Raw genomic sequence first — 20,683 nt, forward strand, 5'->3', positions numbered from 1 at the left:
GATCTGTGTCACATTTATGATTTGTTGTACAAAATCTTATTTATGGCAGTCAAAGAAGAAAAGGGATAGATAATTGATTGAACTATAAATAGAGCTTTTTTCTGATACCTCTAAAGAATAAGGACAGTTGGAGTACAGGGTATTGGCATAATCGGTAATACCGATGTTGTTCATTTTTGAGACAGTGATCCGGTGTCTACGATCAATAGGCTAAGCAATTAGAACGGAATAAGGGACAAACCATGATTACTAAACTTTATGTAGACATTACAAACTACCTAAATGAACTTAAAAACGATGAGCAGGGTGTTACTGCAATTGAGTACGGATTAATCGGCGTTGCTATGGCGGCATTCTTGATTCTTACCTTCGCTGCTGATGGAACTCTTATCACAGCGTTAGGGAATGCGTTTGGTGATATTGCTGATGACTTAGACGCATTCTGAAACTAAAACAGGTGTTCCAAATATTGAATGTTGTTTGTATACATTACGTTAGCAACAGTCTGTTTTGTTGTGTCGCTTTCTGATATTAGAGAGCGAACCATTAAAAACAGTCACGTGTTAGTGATTGCCGTTTTAGCGATTGCGATTGGCATTGCAGATTTTTCATTATCAAGTCTTTGGGTGATAGGTATTTGTTGGTCTGCTTTGCTTTTCCTCCATGTACTTGGGGTACTTGGAGGAGGGGACGTAAAACTTATTGCTGCTTTTTCTCTCTCACTTCCAACTCAAAGCCTTTTAGAGGCATTGATTTTCGTCGGGATATACGGAGGGATATTGGCAGTAACCTACCTGATATTACTACGACCATCTCACGTTACTGGAGAGGGTGATAAACCTCAGATCGGGCTTCCCTACGGTGTTGCAATTTGTTGTGGATTTTATACGGCACTTCTTTTGAAAACATCCGTTTAAAAAACGGGAGGGGCGTATGCGATCTCGTATCGGGATGGTTTTTGCACTGTTAGCACTTCTGGTTGGAGGCATCGGAATTTACAGCCACATGACTGCCCAGCCTCAGCAGCAAAATCCAACCGTATCTCAATCAAGCAATTCAGATGAACCACAGGCTCATTATGTTCAGGTCTGGCGCGCGAAGAGCAATCTAGAGCGCGGAACACCTATTGAAATCGATGATGTTCAAAAAGAACAGATGTTGCTCAATATCGCTTTAGAAGAGGGGATTAACTCCGATATAAAGCTAGACTTCTCACCGTCTACTCTCCTTTCAAAAAACATTGAAGCTGGAAAAATCGTCTTCTCTGAATATCAAGTTAAAGAAAACGACCCTCGTTATATCGACCTTCTCATTACCGAAGGAAAAGAGCCGTACTCTTTACTGGTGAGTACTCGTAACTTGGTCAAAGGTTATATCCGTCCAGGTACTAACGTTGATGTGCTTTCAGTGGGCTCCCCAAAAGAAAACTTAGCCGATGAAGATACCGACGCTATTGACTTTAGTGGCGTGAATGCACAATTGATTTTGAGAAACGTCAAAGTGCTCAGCGTCGGTAATACCAAAGAGCCAGTGGACTCCCGAGTTAAATCAAATGTCTCAAGTGAAGATGATCATCAAATAGTCATCGTTGTTGAAGTCGATCCGAGTGAGATCGCCAAGTTATCTATCGCGCAGAAAACAATGCATCTAGAGGTATACCGAAGCCATCGCTATAAAGAGCCTGTTTTCGCGGAAGTGCGTGATGTGATAGGCAATTACAGTGGCGTGACCGAGTTAAGAGGGTCTGCTCGTCAATCTGCCCAAGGAGAGGAGCTGTGATGAAAACAAAAAGGATATTCTCATTCGCTTGGTTTTTGGTGTTTTTATTTAGTTTCTCCGCTTTCTCTGGCGATCGTTATATCACGGTAAGTGATGGGCAACACATTGAGGTGAAAGAACCGATCTCGACCGTATTTGTGAGTGACCCTGAAATCGTCGACTACAACGTTGTAAATGAAAATACTGTCGTTGTTTTTGCTAAGGAGGTCGGACAAGCCAGATTCATCATCTACGGTAAATCGAAGAAAGTGCTGCTCTCTGACCGAATTATTGTCGATATTGACCTGTCGTTGGTCCGACGTCAAATCAAGCTTCACTATCCCGAACTCAACATCAAAGTAGAATCGGTTGGTAATCAGGTCGCAGTGAGTGGTGTAGTGGAATCGGAGCAGCAACGTGATGATATTTATCGGATGGTTGCTACTCTGCTTGGAAGAGACAAAACGGAGAAGTGGGAAGAGACGCAGGTCTTAGAGTTCGAGAATGAGGCATATGACATCGAAGAGCCTCAAAGCATGATTTTTGCTCGAAATATGACGTGGGAAGGCATCCTAGAGCTCATAGAAGTGGCGACTGATCAACAAGTCAATGTGAAAATATCGGTCGCTCAAGTGACAGAAACGTTCGCCCAAACTGTAGGTGTGGATTGGTCTTCTGTTGGTGCGGATGTTGGTGAGTTTTTATTCCAACAATTTGATGCTGCTGACCTCACCACTTTGATCACTGCGCTTGGCAATGAAAATGTAGCCCAAGTGCTTGCCGAGCCAAACCTTACTGTTATCTCAGGAGAGTCAGCAAGCTTTCTTGTTGGTGGTGAAGTACCCGTGATTGTTACCACCAATAATAATATCAATATTACCTTCCGAGAGTTTGGTATCAAACTCGATCTTACCGCGAAAGTCCTTCATGAGGGCAAAATTCGAATGCGTCTCATGCCTGAAGTTAGCGAAGTAGAAAGATACATTCGCTCTGCTGGGCTAGAAGTGCCCCAATTTGCAACGCGAAGAGCGATGACCACGATTGAACTTGGTGATGGCGATAGTTTTGTTCTTGGTGGCTTGATGAGTAGTGCCGATTTAGAAGAGCTGCAAAAAATTCCACTGCTTGGCGATATTCCTGTTCTCGGGGCTGCGTTTCGCAAAGCCTCTACAGATAGACGACGCACGGAGTTGATCATTGTCGCGACCGTTAATCTTGTCAAACCAATGAAGAAGAAAGACATCCAAATGCCCTATATGAGCAAAACGTCGACGCTTCGCCGTTGGTTGAAAATCTCGGATAGTGAAGAAGGCAACAAAGGCAATGACCCAACCATTCAGTTGCTGTCTCAGGGAGGGTTTATTCAATGAAAACTTTATTTGTGGCAATGCTAAGCGCGTTATTACTCTCTGGATGTGCTGAGCGTTATTTCAATGGACCAGGAGCGGAAGCGCTTATTTATCCTGAAACCCATATCTATCAGTTTACGGTGAAATCGACTCAACAAACGGAAGAAAAGTTGAACATGATTTTTGACACGGTTGACGAGATAGATTCAGGGGCGAGTTACCTTGTTGAATATCGGAGCAATAAGGGTAAAAAAGTGGTTTATAAATCACTTAAAGACAAGACGGCGTTGCGTTTGAGAGCGGATGAGTTTGTTGTGCGCCAAAACAGTTCGCTGTCGAATGACATCCAACTGACGATTACTTACCACGCATTAGTGACTCACCAGTGCGCACCTTCTGAGATAGAAGAGGTGAATGTCAGTCGGAATTGCTTTTCTGAAGTAGCTAGGATGAAGCAAGTCTCACACAAGGAACGTATCGTGGAGGGATTGTGATGTTTGACTTAGGAAAATCTCTCAAAGAGAGCAAACCGCAAATCATAGAAAGTGCACATGGGCCAACAGGGTGTGTACTGCTTTACCAGAGCTTAGAGTGTATGTCTCTGGTTCAAGAAATGTTCGAGTTTGAGGGGTGGAGTGTACCAACGTGCGTCAAACAGAGTTCGGTTCCTAAAAGCTTTTACTCAGAGCAAAGCGGAAATATTGTGATTCTTGAACTCACGGAGTCATCTGACATTGTCACGGATGCTCAAGCGTTAACCAACCAAATGCCGACCCACAAAGGTATTATTGTCATCGGTACAGAAGACTCCATCTGCGTCTTACGTCAGCTCAAAGAGTTAGGGTTCTATTATCTTTATTGGCCAATCAACAAGCACGAGTTTGCTGATTTCGTCATGAATGTACATCGTAATTTGCAGACTTACACAGGGGTAAGTAAACAGCGAAAAGCAAAGCGTGTTGCAGTTGTCGGAAGCAAAGGTGGGATAGGGACGTCGTTTATTGCCACTGAAATTAGCTCGAAGTTAGCCGCCAATAATATCGATAATGTGTTGGTCGACCATCAATACAATGACAGCAATATTGATGTGCTCCTTGCTCTAGATGACTTCAAATCTCGCTCCATCGACGAATACTCTGTCCCTATCCATGAATTAGATACGGAAGGGGCATTAAGCCATCTGACCAAAGTGCGTAAAAACCTACGTTTACTTTCACTTAATAGTGACCGATCTCAGTCAGACATTTTCAGTTATAGCCAGACACTTTGTGAGTTACTGAGTCGAAACACCAACTTTATGATCGAAGACTTCTCGGGAAGTGTCGATTTTCGAGTTGATCCCAATATGTTGATTGAAAATTACGACGTGGTCGTGGTGGTTTTTGAGCCTTCGGTTTCTTCCGTCCGCAATGCTAAGGCGTTACTTGAACAGCTTGAGAATAAGCAGCTTTCAATGAGCAAGCGGATCCGGATTATTACACTTGCAAACCACCACCGACCAGAGAATACGTTTGTTATCGAACAAAATGATCTCCAGAAATATCTTGGTTCTGAAGTCAATCTTGATATGGCTTACTGTCGTTCACTAGCTCACCTTCTTATTGAAGGCAAGCGCGCGCACAAACACGATCGAAATATCAATCATGCTATCGATGATCTTACTCGTTTGATAAATGGACAATCCACTCAACATGCTAGCGGTTGGCTCGCTAGATTGGGGGTAAGATGAGTTCAAACAAAGAGATCTATACCGCTTTTCGCTCACAGATTTTTGAGGCTTTAGATGTTGAAGCCATACAAAGCCTCTCTCGTTTGGAAATTGAAGGGCAAATCCGAAACGCCGTCGATGTCTTAGCAGCGAACTTTGATCGCCCAGTTACGACCATGATGAAATCAAGTTTGGTCAAAAGCATGCTGGACGAACTCTTTGGTCTTGGGCCTATTCAATCGCTGGTTGATGACCGAACGATAACCGACATCATGGTAAATGGAGCCAATAATGTCTTTTTTGAGAAGCATGGCAAATTAGAAAAGTCTGACATTACCTTCATTGATGAAGAGCAAGTCCTGACGATAGCAAAACAAATTGCTGCGCGGATCGGACGTCGTGTGGATGAGCTTTCTCCTACCGTAGATGCGCGTCTTGAGGACGGTAGTCGTGTCAACATCGTTATCCCACCCATTGCTTTAGATGGCACCTCAATTTCGATACGTAAATTCCGCGAACAAAATATCGGGCTAGAAGAGCTTGTTGAGTTTGGTTCAATGTCGATGGACATGGCGAGGTTGTTATCAATTGCTTCCCGTTGCCGAATGAACATTCTGATCTCTGGTGGTACGGGTTCAGGTAAAACCACCTTATTGAATTCGCTTTCACAATACATCAGTGAAGACGAGCGTATTGTGACAATTGAGGATGCGGCAGAGCTTCGTCTAGAGCAACCCAACCTAGTTCGCCTAGAAACGAGAGCGGAGAGTGTGGAACACACGGGCTTAGTGACTCAGCGTGATTTGGTTATTAATGCGCTTCGTATGCGCCCTGATCGAATCATCCTCGGCGAGTGTCGCGGCTCAGAAGCATTTGAGATGCTCCAAGCAATGAATACGGGTCACGAAGGCTCCATGTCGACACTACATGCTAACTCGCCACGAGATGCAATATCACGCGTGGAATCCATGGTAATGATGGCGAACTTAAATCAGCCTCTCGATGCTATTCGACGCGCGATTGTGAGTGCTATTGAGCTGGTGGTTCAAGTGAACCGACTGCGTGATGGTTCAAGGAAAATAACCAGCATCTCTGAAATCGTAGGGCTTGAAGGCGATAGCGTGGTGATGGAGGAAATCTTCCGCTTTCAATACGACGAAGTGGGGTATGGTGAAGCGGTAAGAGGACGCTTTATGACCGAGGGCCTTATGCAGCGCTCCGAGCTTGTTAAAAAAGCACATTTTTACGGCCTATATGAAGAGCTGATGCAAGCCTTCCAAGGAGCAAGATCATGATGTTATGGATTGCTTTTATCTTATTTGGTATTGCAGTTTTGCTTTTAACGAGTCACCGAAGAAGCAAAATAGAGAATTACTTTCCAGAGACTGAAGTCGACGAAGATATTATTGCGGCAATTAATTTGAACGCATTAATGGAACAAAAACGTTGGCAGAGATTCAAAAATAATTTATCTCCCGCAATAAAGGTTTTAGGACCAAGAGCGAACTTCATTATATTTGTGTTTATCGTTCTTTCTGGTTATTTAAGCTATTACATCATTTATGAAGTGCTCAATATTAATTCAATACTACTTTCTATTGGTGTTTTTACATTTTCAGTAGTTTGGGGCTATTACTGGTTACAAAACAAACGTCGTTTGGATTTCGAGAAGAAATTTCCAGACGCATTGAACATTTTGATGAGTGCCGTAACCGCTGGTGAGAGTTTAATGCACGCTTTTTCTTTTGTTGGCGAAAACATGGAAGGAGAAGTCGGGCGAGAATTTAAAGAAATGGGGGATCGACTTAAGCTGGGGGAAAATGCAGAAAAGGTGTTACTTCGCTCTTGTAAAGCATTCCCTTATCCAGAATACATCTTCTTTACCATTACGATACGCGCCAACATCAACCGAGGCGGACAACTAAAAAATGTATTGGCAAGGCTAATTCGCATTTTGGTTGATGCTAGAACGTTAGAGTCGAAAAAAATGGCGATGACCTCTGAGGCTCGTATCTCCGCTAAAGTAGTCGCTGCAATACCGATCGCATTTGCATTCATGGTCAATCAAATTGATCCGAGCCACATCGACTTTATTCTTAATGACCCTCAAGGGCGGATGGTACTTTACTATGTTGTAGGTAGTGAGGTGTTAGGTTTATTCGTTGTTTGGCTTCTTGTAAAAGGAGTAAGACGATGATTTTATCGCTGAGTATTTTGTTGATTATTTTTTCGTTGTCATTTTTGATTTATGACTATTATTTCACTCGTAAAAAAGAGTTGGTACTGAGCAAGTATCTTAAATATGGCCAAAAACAACCGGCAAAGAAAAAAATTGATTCCTTCATTGTTAAATTTGGTGAAGGAAACAAAAAAGATTTAGAGCAAAAACTTCTTAACGCCGGATACTACAATAAAGATTTAGCTAAATATTACTTCCCTTTGAAAGCAGTTGTTTTTCTTTTAGTAACCGTATTTATATGGTTGTTAGACATGGCATTAATTAATAAGTTATTAGTTTCAATCATTGCTGTTATTAGTATCATCATTGTTCCAGATCTGTTGCTCGAGACGCGAAAGCGCATGTTAGTGCGAAAGGTTTCGAAAAACCTTCCTTATGTCCTCGATATTATGTCTGTTTGCGTGCAAACCGGTATGACAATTGAAGCGTCGTTTGCGTATTTAGCACAAGAGCTAAAAATCTTCGATAAAGATTTATGTTATCAAATCAATAAAACATCAGAAGCCGGCAAAGTACATGGGATAGAAAAAGCATTGCATGATCTTTCCGTTCGCTTGCCTGCACCAGAAATCAACAGCTTTGTCTTAACGATTATTCAAAACCTTCACTATGGCGCATCCGTTGCGAATGTTTTAAGTGATTTAGCCGAAGATATGCGTCGGATTCAATTACTCGAAATTGAAGAGAAAATGGGTAAATTGTCAGCCAAAATGAGTGTGCCTTTGATCTTGCTGATCATGTTTCCAATCGTCATTTTTATTCTTGCTCCTGGCTTTTTACAAATCGACTTTACGAGCTTTAGAGGGGGTAAATAATGAATAAGGCGACTTTTTTGAGTATTCCACTACTTTTGCTGTTTGGTTGCTCTTCCACAATAGAGAGTGAAGAGAGTGTGGTGCAAAACATGGAGCGTGTTGATAACCATACAGGCCTGATTAATCACTATAAAGGGCATCTAGAAAAGCGACCTGAAGACGTCCAGATCATGCAGGAATTGGCAAAAGTGTATTTTGATAAGGGCGATATCGAGTCGGCTAAGTTTTATGCTGACCATTTGCTTAATCAAGGAGTTAAGAATAGTGAGCTTCTGCAATTAAGAGGTCAGATTCATAGCCAAGATGGTGAAGATTCTTTGGCTCTAAAACGCTATAAAAGCTCGATAGAAATGGGCAACAAAAGCGGAGAAATCTATGTTTTATCGGGCATCTCCTATTGTAATACCGACCAGTTCTCTCAAGCAAAAAATGCGTTTAATCAAGCTCGTCTAAAAGGCTATAACGACGTGGCGGTGAAAAACAATTTAGCCGTAGTTTATCTTGCACAACGACAGTATGACGACGTGATATCGCTATTGGTTCCTGTTTATCAAGAGAACCCAAGTAACCAGAAAGTGCGAGCGAATTTGGCGATCGCGCTGTTCAAAGTAGGGGATGTCTATCAAGCGAGAGATCTACTTGAAGGAACATTTACCAATGCTCAAGTAGAACAAATCTCAAGGGAGTTACACCGGTAATAAAGGTGGACGGTATGGAGTATTCTCGAAGAAAGGTAAAGGGCGTAACCGTAGTTGAATTTGCATTAGGGGCCGGGGTTCTTGCTCTTGCTCTCGTCATGCTTTTTGAAATGGGATTTAGAATTTACGTAACCAACTTGGTTGAGTATGCGTTGAGGGAGTCAGTCAGAAATACAAAGGTGTTTGAAGGCGGAAACTCCTACGATAACTACAACCTAAAATTGGATTCGGCGATGAAGGACGGAGGGGCATTATGGACGTCACTCGTTCCTGCTGAAAACTTTGAAGTGTCTGGTCGGTACTATTTGACATACGCCGATCTAATTTCAGGTACCAGTTATTCTGATGCCGAGATGGGAGAAGGCGGTCAAGGGTATGCAATCGCTGAAATTACATTGACTTATAACTACACGCCAATTTTGAACGTATTTTCCAACGATGTTATCCCGATTACTAAAAGCACACTGATCAACCTAGAACATGAAGGTTGGGAGGAGTGATGATGAAAATACGATCCCGACAAAAAGGTGTTTTTGCGATTGAGCTATTTTTTGTTTTGATTGCTCTCATCAGCATCTTTTATTTCATGACGGACATTAGTGACAAGTTATTAGCTCGTGCTCAACTTGATCGTGGGAGTTTTGCGCTAGCTAATATCCTTAAAGAGCGAAGTCGTTATTACGACGAAAGATTACCTTTAAACGCAAGTGATGAAACGGACATGCAGACACTTGCGTCACGTCTACTTGATACGACACCAGGCAGCGTCGCTATCAAAATTGAAGCATTGCACAATAAGACGACGTTAAATGCTTTTGAAAGTAACGAGTACAAAAAACTCGGCTGTGAGGCTGCGGGGTTAGATACGAAGTCAGAGTTAGCACCCGTTGAGAATGGCGTGATTTTCTCTTTGTATCAAGTAACGCTTTGTCAGCAAGAAAACTCTTGGTTTACCCAGCTTTGGGGGAATTCAGGCGCATCCACGATGACAATCACATCCAGTTCTGTTGTGGTGGGGAGGTAACAATGAATTTCACTATTAAGCAACGAGCTCCAATTCATTCTGGTCGTAGTCAAAAAGGGATTGCGGCAGTTTGGTTCGCACTGAGTTTAGTGCCTGTTTTTGGTATGACATTTTTCGCCGTAGAGGGGACGCGTTATATCCAAGAGACAAGTCGACTGAGAGACGCAGCGCAAACTGCTGCATTAGCCATTACGATAGACGACAAGTCGAACCAAGCGGATGCATTGGCGACGATGTATATCAATGACTATGTGCGTGATATTTCCCATGTTGATATTCAAACGGTTAGGACGTACGAAGAGCCAACAGAAGACAACGATAATACGGAAAAAATCCAGTATTCCGTGCAAGCGGTTACCACTCACAACTCGTGGTTTGCCAGTAACTTAATCCCTTCCTTTGAGACTCAGGAGAAACTCGCTGGACAAGCCGTTGCAGCGAAATATCCTTTTTATTTAGGAGACAGAATCATTGATCTGGTTTTGGTTACTGACTTTTCCGGGTCGATGAACAACAGCTGGGATGGCGAAATTAAAATTGATCTCCTCAAGGATGCGGTTAAGCAAATTTCAAATCGTATCTTAGTTCCGCGAGAAGGCGAGAGTGAGGTACTGAATCGTATTGCCATTATTCCATTTAACCTGCGAGTACAGGAGAAGATAAATGAAAATCTCTACTCTACCAGTCAGTTAAGGTACAAAGGTAACTACCGCAAAAGCGTCTCTTCAGTGAAGTATGAGCAGGTAAATTGGGACTATTGGTCTCCTTACTCTGAAGAAGCTGTGGAGGAATGTGCCAACAAACGCACCGACTGCCCAAACAAAAAAAGTTGGGAGCGAGACCAAGCGAAGCGAGTCGCAGATGTGGTGAATATCAACAATAACCGTTTGGAGATTCCTGACTATGTTGGTTACTCAAAATCGGTTAGACACATGTTTGACGATAAAGTCGCGAATAACAATTTGACCTTTCATTTTAGATCGAACAACAACAAGCTTTATAACTCCAGTATGACGCGGACTGGTAATTCGGGCTTTTATACCATTCCATTGACTGCCAATAAAGCAAACCTCGACAAGGTACAAACCATGAGCTCTGGTGGGAACACGGCTGCCTATCAAGGTATGTTGCGTGGATTGCAAATCATGGAAGCAGGTCGGCCGAACGGTGGAAGCGAGGAAGAAACGGAGCAATACAATGACCGCCTAAAAATGCTGATAGTAATCAGTGACGGTATGGAGTACCCATACACGGAAATCTTGCCCGGTTTGGTGAATAAAGGCATGTGCGATAAGGCGCGTGAACACTTCCAAACTGAGAATGGCAACTTGTACATTGGCGTCATTGGGGTGAACTTCAGCGCTTCTTCGCAAAGTGGTTTCCAAGATTGTGTGTTGAACCCGGATGAAGACATCATCGATGTAACAGAGACGGAAGACTTCATTAAGAAAATCGAAGAACTAATTCAGAAAGGATCTCGTGGTAATGGTGTATCGAGACTATATGGGTGATAGATATGACCAAAGTAATACTAATAACAGGGATGCTGGTGGCCGGTTTTACGACCGTTAGTGCGAATGCCAGCGAAGTCAGTTCAAAAGTGACCGAATACTGCGGGACGTCTTATTATGAATACTCGCACTCCATTCAGGTTGGCGAGGTGACGGGGTTGGCATCGCATCGTGATGGCTATTTGCAAGTAACGGATGTGAGTAATGACCCCGCACTGAAGTGGGCGCTGATGAAGAACTCATCGCTGCTCACCAATCCGAATGATTGCCTGACGTATATCTCGAATTTGGGTATCGCGCAATTCAGTGGTGAAGTCGCGGATAAGGGTAAATTGATTGCACGGGTTCACTTCGCGTTCGATCGTTTTAACCTCACACCGCTCGCGAGAGATGTCTTGAGCAGTGTTGCTCGTCAGCTTGCTCAAACGAACTATCAAGTCACCGTGGAAGGGCATACTGACTGGATAGGCACCAAAGCCTATAACCAAACCTTGGGCCATAATCGAGCCAAAAGCACCGCTCGTGAGCTTCACTATTACGGGGTGAGCGAACAGAAAACCACGCTTAAATCCTTTGGTGAATCTGAACCGATTGCCACCAACAATACTTCTTCGGGTCGTTCTAAAAATCGTAGAGCAGATGTTTACATTCCAGCGGATGAACAGGAAAAACCACCAGCAACGGAATAGGTGTTAACTACTGACTCGATGGAACTAAAACGCCCGCCTCCAATTGGAAGCGGGCGTTGTACTCTTGTCTTTATCTTTGTCTTTGTCTTAGCGATTCGCTTACATCATACCAGTCACAATGCCTGCCGCGACAAAGAACACAATCATCCAAAGCACCGACAAGTTAAGTTTCTTATGTAAGTAGAAGCCAGCTATCACAAGAGCGATGTCAATTGGGGCAACGACGGCGCTGCTGAATACCGGTTGGTAAAGTGCTGCTAATAGCAAACCAACGACCGATGCGTTTACGCCGTTGATTGCGCCTGACACTGCAGGTTTACCAGCCAGCGCTTGCCAGTTCTTTAGCACGCCAAGCAGCAATAAGAAGCCCGGTAAGAACACACCTAATGTTGCGACTAGTGCGCCTAGGATAGGTGTATCAGACAGCTCGTAACCAATGTAAGTCGCGAAGGTAAACATCGGCCCCGGTACTGCTTGCGCTGCGGCATAGCCCGTTAGGAACGCGTCTTGGCTTAGTTGATCGCCAACGATGTTTTGCAAGAGCGGAAGTACCACGTGACCACCACCGAACACTAAGCTACCCGCTTGGAAGAAGTCGCTAAACAATCCAAGCATTGGCAAGGTGTGAGCCACAAACGGCAAACCAATCAGAAGTACCGCGAACAGTGCCAATGGGGCAATGGTTGGTTTAAAAGGTTCGGCAGGTGCTGTGGATTCTTTCTTAAGATATTGAGTACCAATCAAGCCCGCTACTACAAGTACCAGCATTTGAGTTGCGATACTCGGTGCAACCAATAACGCAATCGCGGTTGCCACACACAAGCCGGCAGTTAGTTTGCTTTGACAGAAGTTTTTGTACATTCCCCAAGTCGCATCCGCCACCACAACGACCGCAAGCAACTTCAAGCCATGAACGATGTTTTGGAACAACGCCGTATCGGTGATCTGGCTGCTTACCATTGCAAGCGTCAACATGGTGATCACGGAAGGCAGCGTGAAGCCAAGAAACGCCATACATGCGCCACCTAAGCCTCCGCGTTTGTAACCCAGAGCAAAGCCAACTTGGCTAGAGCCAGGGCCCGGTAAGAATTGGCTCAAAGCCACGATCTGTGCGTATTCGCTGTCATCAATCCATTTGAGCTTTTCAACGAACGTTTGGCGGAAGTATCCGATGTGCGCCGCAGGGCCACCGAAACTGATCCAACCAAGCCAAAAAAAGGTTTTAAAAATGGTGAACATGTTGAGCCTGTTAAATCTCCAATAAAACTGCATCTACTGTAAGAAATGTACTAAGATGACTCAAATTAATAGTTTTAATTTCATCTATGAATGAAATGGGATGAGGTTTGTTCTGTGAAAGATGACATCCAGTGGCGCAATATCGACTTAAATCTGTTGGTGACCTTTTCTTATCTGTATCGCTATCGCAGTGTGAGTTTGGCAGCTGAGAAAAGCTTTGTTAGTCAGTCTGCCATGAGCCACAGCTTGTCGCGTTTGCGCGTGCTGTTTGATGACCCATTGTTTGAGCGTAAAGGCCATAAGATGGACCCAACCGAGCACGCGCATTATATTGCGCCGACGGTGCATCATTTATTGGACTCGATTGCCAAAGACTTACTGACGAAGTCTGCTTTCCAACCAGAAAACTACGCCGGCGTGTGCCGCATTGGTTTAACCGACTACGCCGAATTCATCTTCGCCCCACTGCTTTATGATGAAATCCGTAAGCGTGCACCAGAAGCCCAAATCAGTTTTATCAACGTCAACCGCAGCAATTACGTGGCGATCACGGAGCACGATAAGTTAGATGTCATCATCGGCAGTATGCCTGTGCTCGACGATAACTTTGATAGTCAGTACCTCTACACAGAAAAGCATGTATGTCTGTGTGATAAGCGAGTTCTGAAGGGTGAAACACAATTGTCGATTCACGCTTTTGCCAATATTGAACAAGCCCTCGTAAGTCCTGATGGCAGCTTGAGTACACAAGTAGACAAAAAGCTTGCTGAGCATGGTTTGAGCCGAAAAGTCACCGTTGCTTCACGTAACTTCCTGACGATTAGAAACTTGCTTAAACAGCGAGAGTTGGTTGCGATTGTGCCAGAGAAAATGGCGCAAGCGGAAGGATTCTCGGACGATTTGGTGAGCGTCCAGCCGCCGATTGCGGTAGCGGATTTTGATATCGCCATGTTGTGGCATACCAGCCGCAATAACGAGGATAAAGGGATTTGGCTGCGTCAGCTAGTGGCAGAATTGATTACAGGTAATTGATCTTATAAGGGCACCACGAGGGTGCCCTTTAAGTAACCGAGCTATAGGTCGTTTATACTTGCGTTACTGGCTCTTGTGCCTTTTCTTGCGTTGCTTGTTGTTTGATAGCTTGCTTCTTTTCAAAGCGAGAGATCCACCACCAAGCCAAAGCAGAGAAGACGGCAGTCATAAACACGTTGATGAAGAACGCACGTACCAAATCAACACCTGTCGGGAATGCCGATGCGGTCATGCTCACCACGAAGATGACAATCAGTACCGACACCACACTCATGCCCACTTTGCGTGAACCCATACGGAAGTCGCGCGGTGTATCGTCGTGTTTTAGACGGAACACAAAGTACGCAATCATGATGAAGATTGGCGGTAGCATCGCCGTACCTGCCGTTAGGTTGATCGCTTGGTTCATCATGTCTTGTACAGATTCTGAACCAAAGCCGTTGACGATCAGCATCACTACAACGAACGCGAATTGCCACCATGCTGCACGTACTGGCACGCCGTGCTCGTTTAACTCTGTGGTTTTCTCGCCGTACACACCTTTTGGAATTTCAGAGAAGTGAATTTTTACTGGTGCTGCAGTCCACATCATCATTGAGCCAAACATCGCGATGAACAAGATGATGCCAACGAAGCGTCCAACCAATACTGTTGAAATGTCGAAGTATTGCGCCATGCCAGTAAAGATTTCTACCATGCCGCCTGCGTATGTTAGGTCTTCACGCGGAACGAACACGTTCACCAAAAGTGAGCCAATAGCGTACATCGCGCCAATCAAGATGCCCGCCATGATGATCACTTTGATGAAGGCTTTTTGGCCGCCTTTGACGTCTTTCAGGTAAGCCGCTGCGGTTTCTGCACCGCCTGCTGCTTGGAAGATCCAACACATAATACCTAGCGTCGCCCAGTTAATTGTTGGGCTCATTGCTTCTAACGTGATTGGTTCTGCTGGCGTGTAGGAGTCACCGCCTAATGCCATTAGCGCGCCGAGAACGTAAATGCCGAATAGGGCAAACACACCGTAAGCAACTAGCTCAGAAATTTTGCCCAACCAAGATGCGCCTTTGGTTGAAATGTGGGTCGCCGCTGCGAACAGAACGATCGAAATAATCGATGTCACCATTGGTGAGAAGGTGTATTCGTAACCAAGCATCGCGTAAGACGCGTAAGCAATCACGTTTGGTAGCAGAGACACAAACCAGAATAGGTTCACGAACCAGTATAGGAACGAACCTAGGTAAGCGGCTTTAGAGCCAAGTGGTTGTTTAAGCCAGTCGTACATGCCTGACTCAGAGTTTTTGTTCGCCGAAACGAACTCCGCAATGATGAATACAAATGGAATGAAGTAAACGATCGTCGCGAAAAGGAAGATCGGGGCAGAGCTAAGGCCAAGCTCAATGTTGTTGTTCACGATGTTACGGACGTTAAATACCGCCGCAAATGTCATCGACAGCAAGGCGAATTTGCCAATGGTGCCGCGCATAGATTCAGACATAGAGTCCTCCGATGAATCACGTCAATTCCCTTCGTAACTCAGTGATAGTGCTATTGACCGTTTTATCATCCTTGGGCGAATACTATTCGTAATCGGGTTGGATTGCTGAGGTCTACAACTGATCTGTGATCTGAATTACTTTGGGTTTATTTAATTATTTTGTTGTTAGGCCAGACGCGTTGTCTGGCCTTGCCTGTAAGCCGTTATTTATTTAGGAAATAGCCATCTTCGATGGTCACTTTGAGCACCACTTTTCTTACTCGGTTGTTACCGTGGAAGCGGTACGCTTTATCGTTATCAAAAATTGCCACTTGGCCTTCGCAAAGCTCACGAATCTCACCTTGACCGGAGAGAAATTCGCGGTCAGTTTCATCTCGGTATGCTTGCTCTAGGCGTAAATCGGATTTGTCGGCGAACTCCACTGTTTCGCGACCTTCTAGGTAGTAATGCACGTCGAAGTAGCGGCGGTTCCCTTCAAACAGTTCGGTTTGTTTTGTGCCGTCTTCAATCATGTAAACCAGAGAGTCACCAATCGAATACATCACGCCGTCTTTGATGTTGGCGATGTTCTCAATCGCCTCCACGCAGCGGTTCCATTTACGACCGTCGCGGTACACGACTTTGAATTGTTCTAAGTTGTCTAACACGATCATGGATTACGCCTCGTTTGCTGTTTGAGTATTAGGTTGAGTGAAGAACGCATTGTTGAAATCATGGTTTGCCATGGCTTGTGCACTGCAATCGCCTGCTTGAAGTGGCATCAGTGTTAGGCCATAACGGAACTCGTCCATGTACACGCGGTATGAATCAAGCACTTCGCTGCCCCATGAGTTCGAGCCCAGTCCCATCACTTGATGGTCAAGGTTGAGCGTGATGTAGCCGCTCTTTTCTAGCTCAATGGTGTGTTGCGCTTCGTGCAGGTTTTGGTTGGTGTAGAACCAAGCGCTGAAGTTGATTTCTTGCTGTGGTTTCACTAATAAGCCCGTGCCGTGGCGATTCGTCAGTGAAGCCCAACGAACGTGTTGGCGGTTGCCGTTGTTTTGTGGGAACGGGTAGTTCTCAAACATGTCGGCTACTGTGCTGTGGTAGACATCAATCAAGTTCGCTTGGCGGCTGTCTTGGTAGTTTTCTTCAGGGCCACGGCCGTAGTAACTCACTTGGTCAAAGCTGCCGTTAATGCCCAAATCCAAGCCAATCACAGGGATTACGTGCGGGTAATCGCCATAGCGTTCACCGCTCAGTTCCACATTCAAGTGACCTTGTGCGTTGATTTGGTAGCGGTAGGTACAGCGCATGCCAAAGTCGAATACCGGTGGTGCAACGATGCTGGTGGTCGTAATCGAAACCGAATCATCCGTTGCTTCGACATGTAGCGTGCGGAAGTGCTCTTGCATGATTTGTAAGTGTGCTGGGTGCCACAAACCTTCGTACTCTTGTTTGTGGTTATCAATCATTGGCTTGAAGAAGTTCAGTCTAGGTTCCGATTGAATCAGCTCTTCACCATTAACGCGCCAAGAGGTCAGCTTGCCGTTGACTTTAGAGAAGGTCAGAGTGAAGTTGTGACCTTCAATCACATGTTCCAAGCGGCTTTCTGTCGTGACTAACGCTTGTGCATTGTGGCTAACAAATTCGACTTCGCTTGCTGTGTTCTCTTTCAGTTGGAATTGGTACACCGCGATGTCGTGGTTCGCTTTGCTGTACAAAGTGCGGCTGTCTTTACGCACGGTGAAGTTAATAAAAGCTTCACGCTCGTCCAGTTCAGGCAGGTTAATTGTGATTTCACGAGCGCTGTTTGCTGCAAGTTCTTCGACCTTAAACTGCACGCTGCGCAGCGTTTCACCTTCCGCTCGGATATCCGCCGTGATGGTGTAATCATCAAGGTTGGTAAACCACAATTTGTTCTCTACGGTGAAGGTGTTTGTCTTGCCTTCTACTGCTTGAATTTTCACTGGAGCGATGACTTGTTTGTATTCTTTCAAGCCCGGTCCAGGTGTTTGGTCTGGGTAAATCAAACCATCCATACAGAAGTTGTAGTTGTTCGGGTAATCGCCGTAATCACCGCCGTATTTGTAGAATTCTTGGCCGTTTTCATCACGTGCTAATACGCCGTGATCACACCATTCCCATACGTAGTGACCTTGAATGTGGTCGTGCGCATAGAACACGTTTTGGTATTCCGTTAGACCGCCAGGGCCATTACCCATCGCGTGTGCGTATTCACAAATGATGCGTGGTTTCTCGTGTGGGTGCTCACCAAAGTGATTCATGAGCTGCGCACGTGAGTACATGGTAGAAATCACGTCGACAACTTCTGCGTCGCGGTCTTCTTCGTAATGCACCAAACGGGTGTCATCAATCGCTTTGGTTGCGTCGTACATTGCGCGGATATTGCAGCCGTAACCGGACTCGTTACCTAGTGACCACATGATGATGGAAGGGTGGTTCTTTTGGGCGTGAACGTGGCGTTCTGCGCGGTCTACAAACACACTTTCCCACGCTGCATCGTTGGTGATGCGGCTTAGATCGCCAACGTTCGCGAAGCCATGGGTTTCTACGTCGGTTTCTGCCATTACGAACAAGCCGTAAATGTCACACAGTTCGTAGAAGCGTGGGTCGTTAGGGTAGTGCGCGGTGCGAACTGAGTTGATGTTGTGTTGCTTCATCAAAATCAGATCTTTCTCGATGCGCTCCATGCCAACTGCACGACCTTTTAGGTGGTCGTTGTCGTGGCGGTTCACACCGTGCAGCATCACGTATTGGTTGTTGATGTAGAACAGACCGTCACGCACTTTGATGTCGCGGAAGCCAACGCGCTGCGGGATCACCTCAATCACATTGCCTTGTGCATCTTTCAGTGTGATGAACAGTTGGTATAGGTATGGGTTTTCCGCGGTCCAATGGGTTGGGTTCACTACATCAATGGCAAAGCTTGCTTGGCTGTTATCTTGGATAGTCAGTGCATCACATTGGCCATTTGCAATCACAGTACCTTTGTTTTGTAGTGCGTATTCCAGCGTGTAACCAGAAGCAGCCGCAGTAGACAGGTTTTCTAGCTCAACTTGGCAGCTTAAAGTGGCACTTTGGTAATCGTCGGCGAAATCAGTACGAACAGTCAGATCTTGGACGTGAACGTGCTCTTTTCCGACAAGGTAAACATCACGGAAGATACCCGCCGTCCACCACATATCTTGGTCTTCAATGTAAGTCGAATCTGCCCATTGCATGACGCGCACAGACAATAAGTTCTCACCTTGTTGAACGTAAGAAGAAATGTCGAACTCAGCGGTTAAGCGACTGCCTTTGCTAAAGCCAACGTAATGACCGTTTACGTAAACCTCGAAGTAAGTTTCAACACCATCAAATTTGATGATGGTTTGTTTGTTGTCCCATTGCTGGCCAAGCGTGAAAGTGCGTTGGTATGCGCCAGTTGGGTTGTCGGTTGGGACAAACGGTACGTCGATAGGGAATGGGAAACCTTCGTCAGTGTATTGAAGGTCACCGTGGCCTTCCATTTGCCACATGTTTGGAACGGTAATGCGTCCCCAGTCTTCCATTTTTTGAGAGTAAAACGCTTCAGGAACCAAAAGCGGGTTAGTGAAGTAGTTGAATGTCCATTGACCACTCAGCAGTTTGAAGCGGCTGCTTAGCTCGCGTTGGAACGTTTGTGCGTTTTTAACTGAATCGTATGAGAAGAAGTAAGCACGTGGTGCCATACGGTTCTCATGTAGGTGAAGGAAGTTTTCCCAGTTGTTCACGTTTGTTCTCCCCTCGGCTTAGTTTGGTCATTTCGGCGCGGTATCGTCAGCGTCGAATCTGCCCAAAAGAAATGCAGCCGATGTATTGTGAAAAGGCTTATGAGTTATCTGGGAAAGATATTAGTAAAAGTTTTACTAAAATAAATTAGTGAAAACGTTTAACTTTAACTCGATCACGTTTTAATACGTGATTGGTGAGCAAGATGTGATCAGCGTAAAGGAATAGCATCCCAAGCTTATTTGCTGGGTAAAACGAGTAAAAAATAACGGGGATTTAGATAAGGGAAATAAAAAAGCACTGAGGATTCAGTGCTTTATAAAATAAGAATGAAGAGGGAGGGTTACTTAGTCGTGCCGCGCAGTTTGAGTTTGCTTGGTACGTGAACTTGCAATGGCAGCGCACGACCATCGCGGTATTTTTCTACCAATAAGTTTACCCCTTGTATGCCCATCATCTCTGAGTGAATTCGCACAGTAGAAAGCGGTGGGAAGGTAAAGCGAGCGGTTGGAATGTCATTCACACTGATCAGAGCAATGTCTTGTGGAATGTTCAAACCGAACTCATGGATGGCACGTAAAACCCCAATCGCAATCGAGTCTGATGCGATAAAGAGCGCTGTTGGAAAGTCGCCTTTTGCCAACATCGCTTTGGCTAAGTCGTAACCCGATAGGCTAGAAAAATCGCCGCGGTAAATGTCGTTCTCTGATACGACACCTTTTAGGTTGCCGTATTCCACAAACGCGTTTTCACGAATGTCCGCCGTATTGGGTTCGTCTTGTCCGCCAATGAATCCAATGCGCTGGTAACCTTGTTCGACGAAGAAGTCGACGACTTGCTTACTGATGCGAGCAAGATCGATATCAACACTGTCGTACACGCTGTCGCTGTCTGAGAAGTCTATATAACAAATGCTGTCTACGAGGCGCTTAGGTAGTTTATTGATGATCGCTTTATCGGTTTTACCAACCAAAAGGATACCGGTGATCTTTTGCGTTTCGACATCAATCACGCTGTCGTAGCAGTTGGTTAATGTAATGCCCAACCTGTCGCACTGGGTTTCAATCCCGTGACGAATCGACAGGTAGTAGGGGTCATTCACCTCTGCTTCTTGCTTGTAGTTATACAAAGCTAAAAAGTGGTGTTTTTGTTTCGCCTCTTTGGTGGCTTTTTTCGAACTGCTGGTGCGATACTCCAGCTTTTCAGCAATCTCTAAGATGCGGTGTTTGGTTTCTTCTTTTACGCTCAGAGTCGGATCGTCATTCAACACGCGTGAGACGGTTGCAAGTGAGACGCCCGCTTCTGTAGCGATATCTTTTAGTGTTGCCATGTTCACTTCCCGTTGGCAAAGCTCACTGTCCCAGTGAGATAAG

At 45.1% G+C, this 20,683-nt stretch carries 20 protein-coding genes; 15 read left to right on the forward strand and 5 right to left on the reverse strand.

The genetic code is table 11. The features are described from left to right. The first annotated feature begins 242 nt into the window (after positions 1-242). The 14 genes from KIO97_RS17300 to KIO97_RS17365 are packed head-to-tail and all read left to right on the forward strand — an operon-like array spanning position 243 to position 11,791. On the forward strand, positions 243-446 hold the full coding sequence (locus KIO97_RS17300) for a Flp family type IVb pilin (protein ID WP_050905746.1): 204 nt from the start codon (positions 243-245) through the stop codon (positions 444-446). Between the two features lie 27 nt (positions 447-473). Beyond that, the gene (locus tag KIO97_RS17305) at positions 474-917 is read left to right on the forward strand and encodes a prepilin peptidase (protein WP_285383525.1); all 444 of its coding nucleotides are present in this window, start codon (positions 474-476) and stop codon (positions 915-917) included. A gap of 16 nt (positions 918-933) precedes the next feature. Then, positions 934-1,779: a Flp pilus assembly protein CpaB gene (gene cpaB / locus KIO97_RS17310; RefSeq protein WP_050905744.1), complete on the forward strand. Its 846-nt coding sequence runs from the start codon at positions 934-936 to the stop codon at positions 1,777-1,779. After that, positions 1,779-3,128: a type II and III secretion system protein family protein gene (locus KIO97_RS17315; RefSeq protein WP_050905743.1), complete on the forward strand. Its 1,350-nt coding sequence runs from the start codon at positions 1,779-1,781 to the stop codon at positions 3,126-3,128. The genes cpaB and KIO97_RS17315 overlap by 1 nt, the downstream gene beginning before the upstream one ends. After that, positions 3,125-3,601, forward strand: coding sequence for a hypothetical protein (locus KIO97_RS17320; RefSeq protein WP_285383526.1), 477 nt, complete (start codon positions 3,125-3,127; stop codon positions 3,599-3,601). Before KIO97_RS17315 ends, KIO97_RS17320 begins: the two co-directional genes overlap by 4 nt. Further along, positions 3,601-4,836, forward strand: coding sequence for a chromosome partitioning protein ParA (locus KIO97_RS17325; protein WP_285383527.1), 1,236 nt, complete (start codon positions 3,601-3,603; stop codon positions 4,834-4,836). Before KIO97_RS17320 ends, KIO97_RS17325 begins: the two co-directional genes overlap by 1 nt. Then, positions 4,833-6,110: a CpaF family protein gene (locus KIO97_RS17330; protein WP_285383528.1), complete on the forward strand. Its 1,278-nt coding sequence runs from the start codon at positions 4,833-4,835 to the stop codon at positions 6,108-6,110. The genes KIO97_RS17325 and KIO97_RS17330 overlap by 4 nt, the downstream gene beginning before the upstream one ends. Then, positions 6,110-7,012: a type II secretion system F family protein gene (locus KIO97_RS17335; protein ID WP_050905749.1), complete on the forward strand. Its 903-nt coding sequence runs from the start codon at positions 6,110-6,112 to the stop codon at positions 7,010-7,012. The genes KIO97_RS17330 and KIO97_RS17335 overlap by 1 nt, the downstream gene beginning before the upstream one ends. After that, on the forward strand, positions 7,009-7,869 hold the full coding sequence (locus KIO97_RS17340) for a type II secretion system F family protein (RefSeq protein ID WP_285383529.1): 861 nt from the start codon (positions 7,009-7,011) through the stop codon (positions 7,867-7,869). Before KIO97_RS17335 ends, KIO97_RS17340 begins: the two co-directional genes overlap by 4 nt. After that, on the forward strand, positions 7,869-8,567 hold the full coding sequence (locus KIO97_RS17345) for a lipopolysaccharide assembly protein LapB (RefSeq protein WP_050905452.1): 699 nt from the start codon (positions 7,869-7,871) through the stop codon (positions 8,565-8,567). The genes KIO97_RS17340 and KIO97_RS17345 overlap by 1 nt, the downstream gene beginning before the upstream one ends. 14 nt (positions 8,568-8,581) lie before the next feature. Next, positions 8,582-9,067 (forward strand): TadE family protein, encoded by a 486-nt coding sequence (locus KIO97_RS17350; protein ID WP_285383530.1) that lies wholly within the window; start codon positions 8,582-8,584, stop codon positions 9,065-9,067. After that, on the forward strand, positions 9,067-9,591 hold the full coding sequence (tadF, locus tag KIO97_RS17355; protein ID WP_285383531.1) for a tight adherence pilus pseudopilin TadF: 525 nt from the start codon (positions 9,067-9,069) through the stop codon (positions 9,589-9,591). Before KIO97_RS17350 ends, tadF begins: the two co-directional genes overlap by 1 nt. 2 nt (positions 9,592-9,593) lie before the next feature. Continuing rightward, positions 9,594-11,102, forward strand: a complete 1,509-nt coding sequence (locus KIO97_RS17360; RefSeq protein ID WP_285383532.1) for a pilus assembly protein — start codon at positions 9,594-9,596, stop codon at positions 11,100-11,102. A gap of 5 nt (positions 11,103-11,107) precedes the next feature. After that, a complete protein-coding gene (locus KIO97_RS17365) occupies positions 11,108-11,791 on the forward strand; it encodes an OmpA family protein (protein WP_285383533.1) in 684 nt (227 codons plus the stop codon). 99 nt (positions 11,792-11,890) lie between these two features. Here the strand turns inward: KIO97_RS17365 and chrA are convergent, their stop codons facing one another. Continuing rightward, a complete protein-coding gene (gene chrA, locus KIO97_RS17370) occupies positions 11,891-13,030 on the reverse strand; it encodes a chromate efflux transporter (RefSeq protein ID WP_285383534.1) in 1,140 nt (379 codons plus the stop codon). Positions 13,031-13,120: 90 nt separating this feature from the next. Here chrA and KIO97_RS17375 point away from each other — a divergent pair, with 90 nt between their 5' ends. Next, positions 13,121-14,062 carry a LysR family transcriptional regulator gene (locus KIO97_RS17375; RefSeq protein ID WP_285383535.1) on the forward strand — a complete coding sequence of 314 codons (942 nt, stop codon included), beginning with the start codon at positions 13,121-13,123 and terminating at the stop codon, positions 14,060-14,062. A 52-nt stretch (positions 14,063-14,114) separates the two neighbouring features. Here KIO97_RS17375 and KIO97_RS17380 read toward each other — a convergent pair whose 3' ends face one another. The 4 genes from KIO97_RS17380 to ebgR form a co-directional block, all read right to left on the reverse strand. Next, the gene (locus KIO97_RS17380; RefSeq protein WP_285383536.1) at positions 14,115-15,557 is read right to left on the reverse strand and encodes an amino acid permease; all 1,443 of its coding nucleotides are present in this window, start codon (positions 15,555-15,557) and stop codon (positions 14,115-14,117) included. 203 nt (positions 15,558-15,760) lie between these two features. Beyond that, positions 15,761-16,210: a beta-galactosidase subunit beta gene (locus KIO97_RS17385; protein WP_081233475.1), complete on the reverse strand. Its 450-nt coding sequence runs from the start codon at positions 16,208-16,210 to the stop codon at positions 15,761-15,763. Between the two features lie 3 nt (positions 16,211-16,213). Beyond that, positions 16,214-19,312, reverse strand: a complete 3,099-nt coding sequence (gene ebgA / locus KIO97_RS17390; protein ID WP_285383537.1) for a beta-galactosidase subunit alpha — start codon at positions 19,310-19,312, stop codon at positions 16,214-16,216. 341 nt (positions 19,313-19,653) lie between these two features. Further along, a complete protein-coding gene (gene ebgR, locus KIO97_RS17395; RefSeq protein ID WP_285383538.1) occupies positions 19,654-20,640 on the reverse strand; it encodes a transcriptional regulator EbgR in 987 nt (328 codons plus the stop codon). Positions 20,641-20,683: the final 43 nt, after the last annotated feature.

The sequence above is a fragment of the Vibrio sp. B181a genome (assembly GCF_030248375.1).
Lineage (GTDB): Bacteria > Pseudomonadota > Gammaproteobacteria > Enterobacterales > Vibrionaceae > Vibrio > Vibrio campbellii.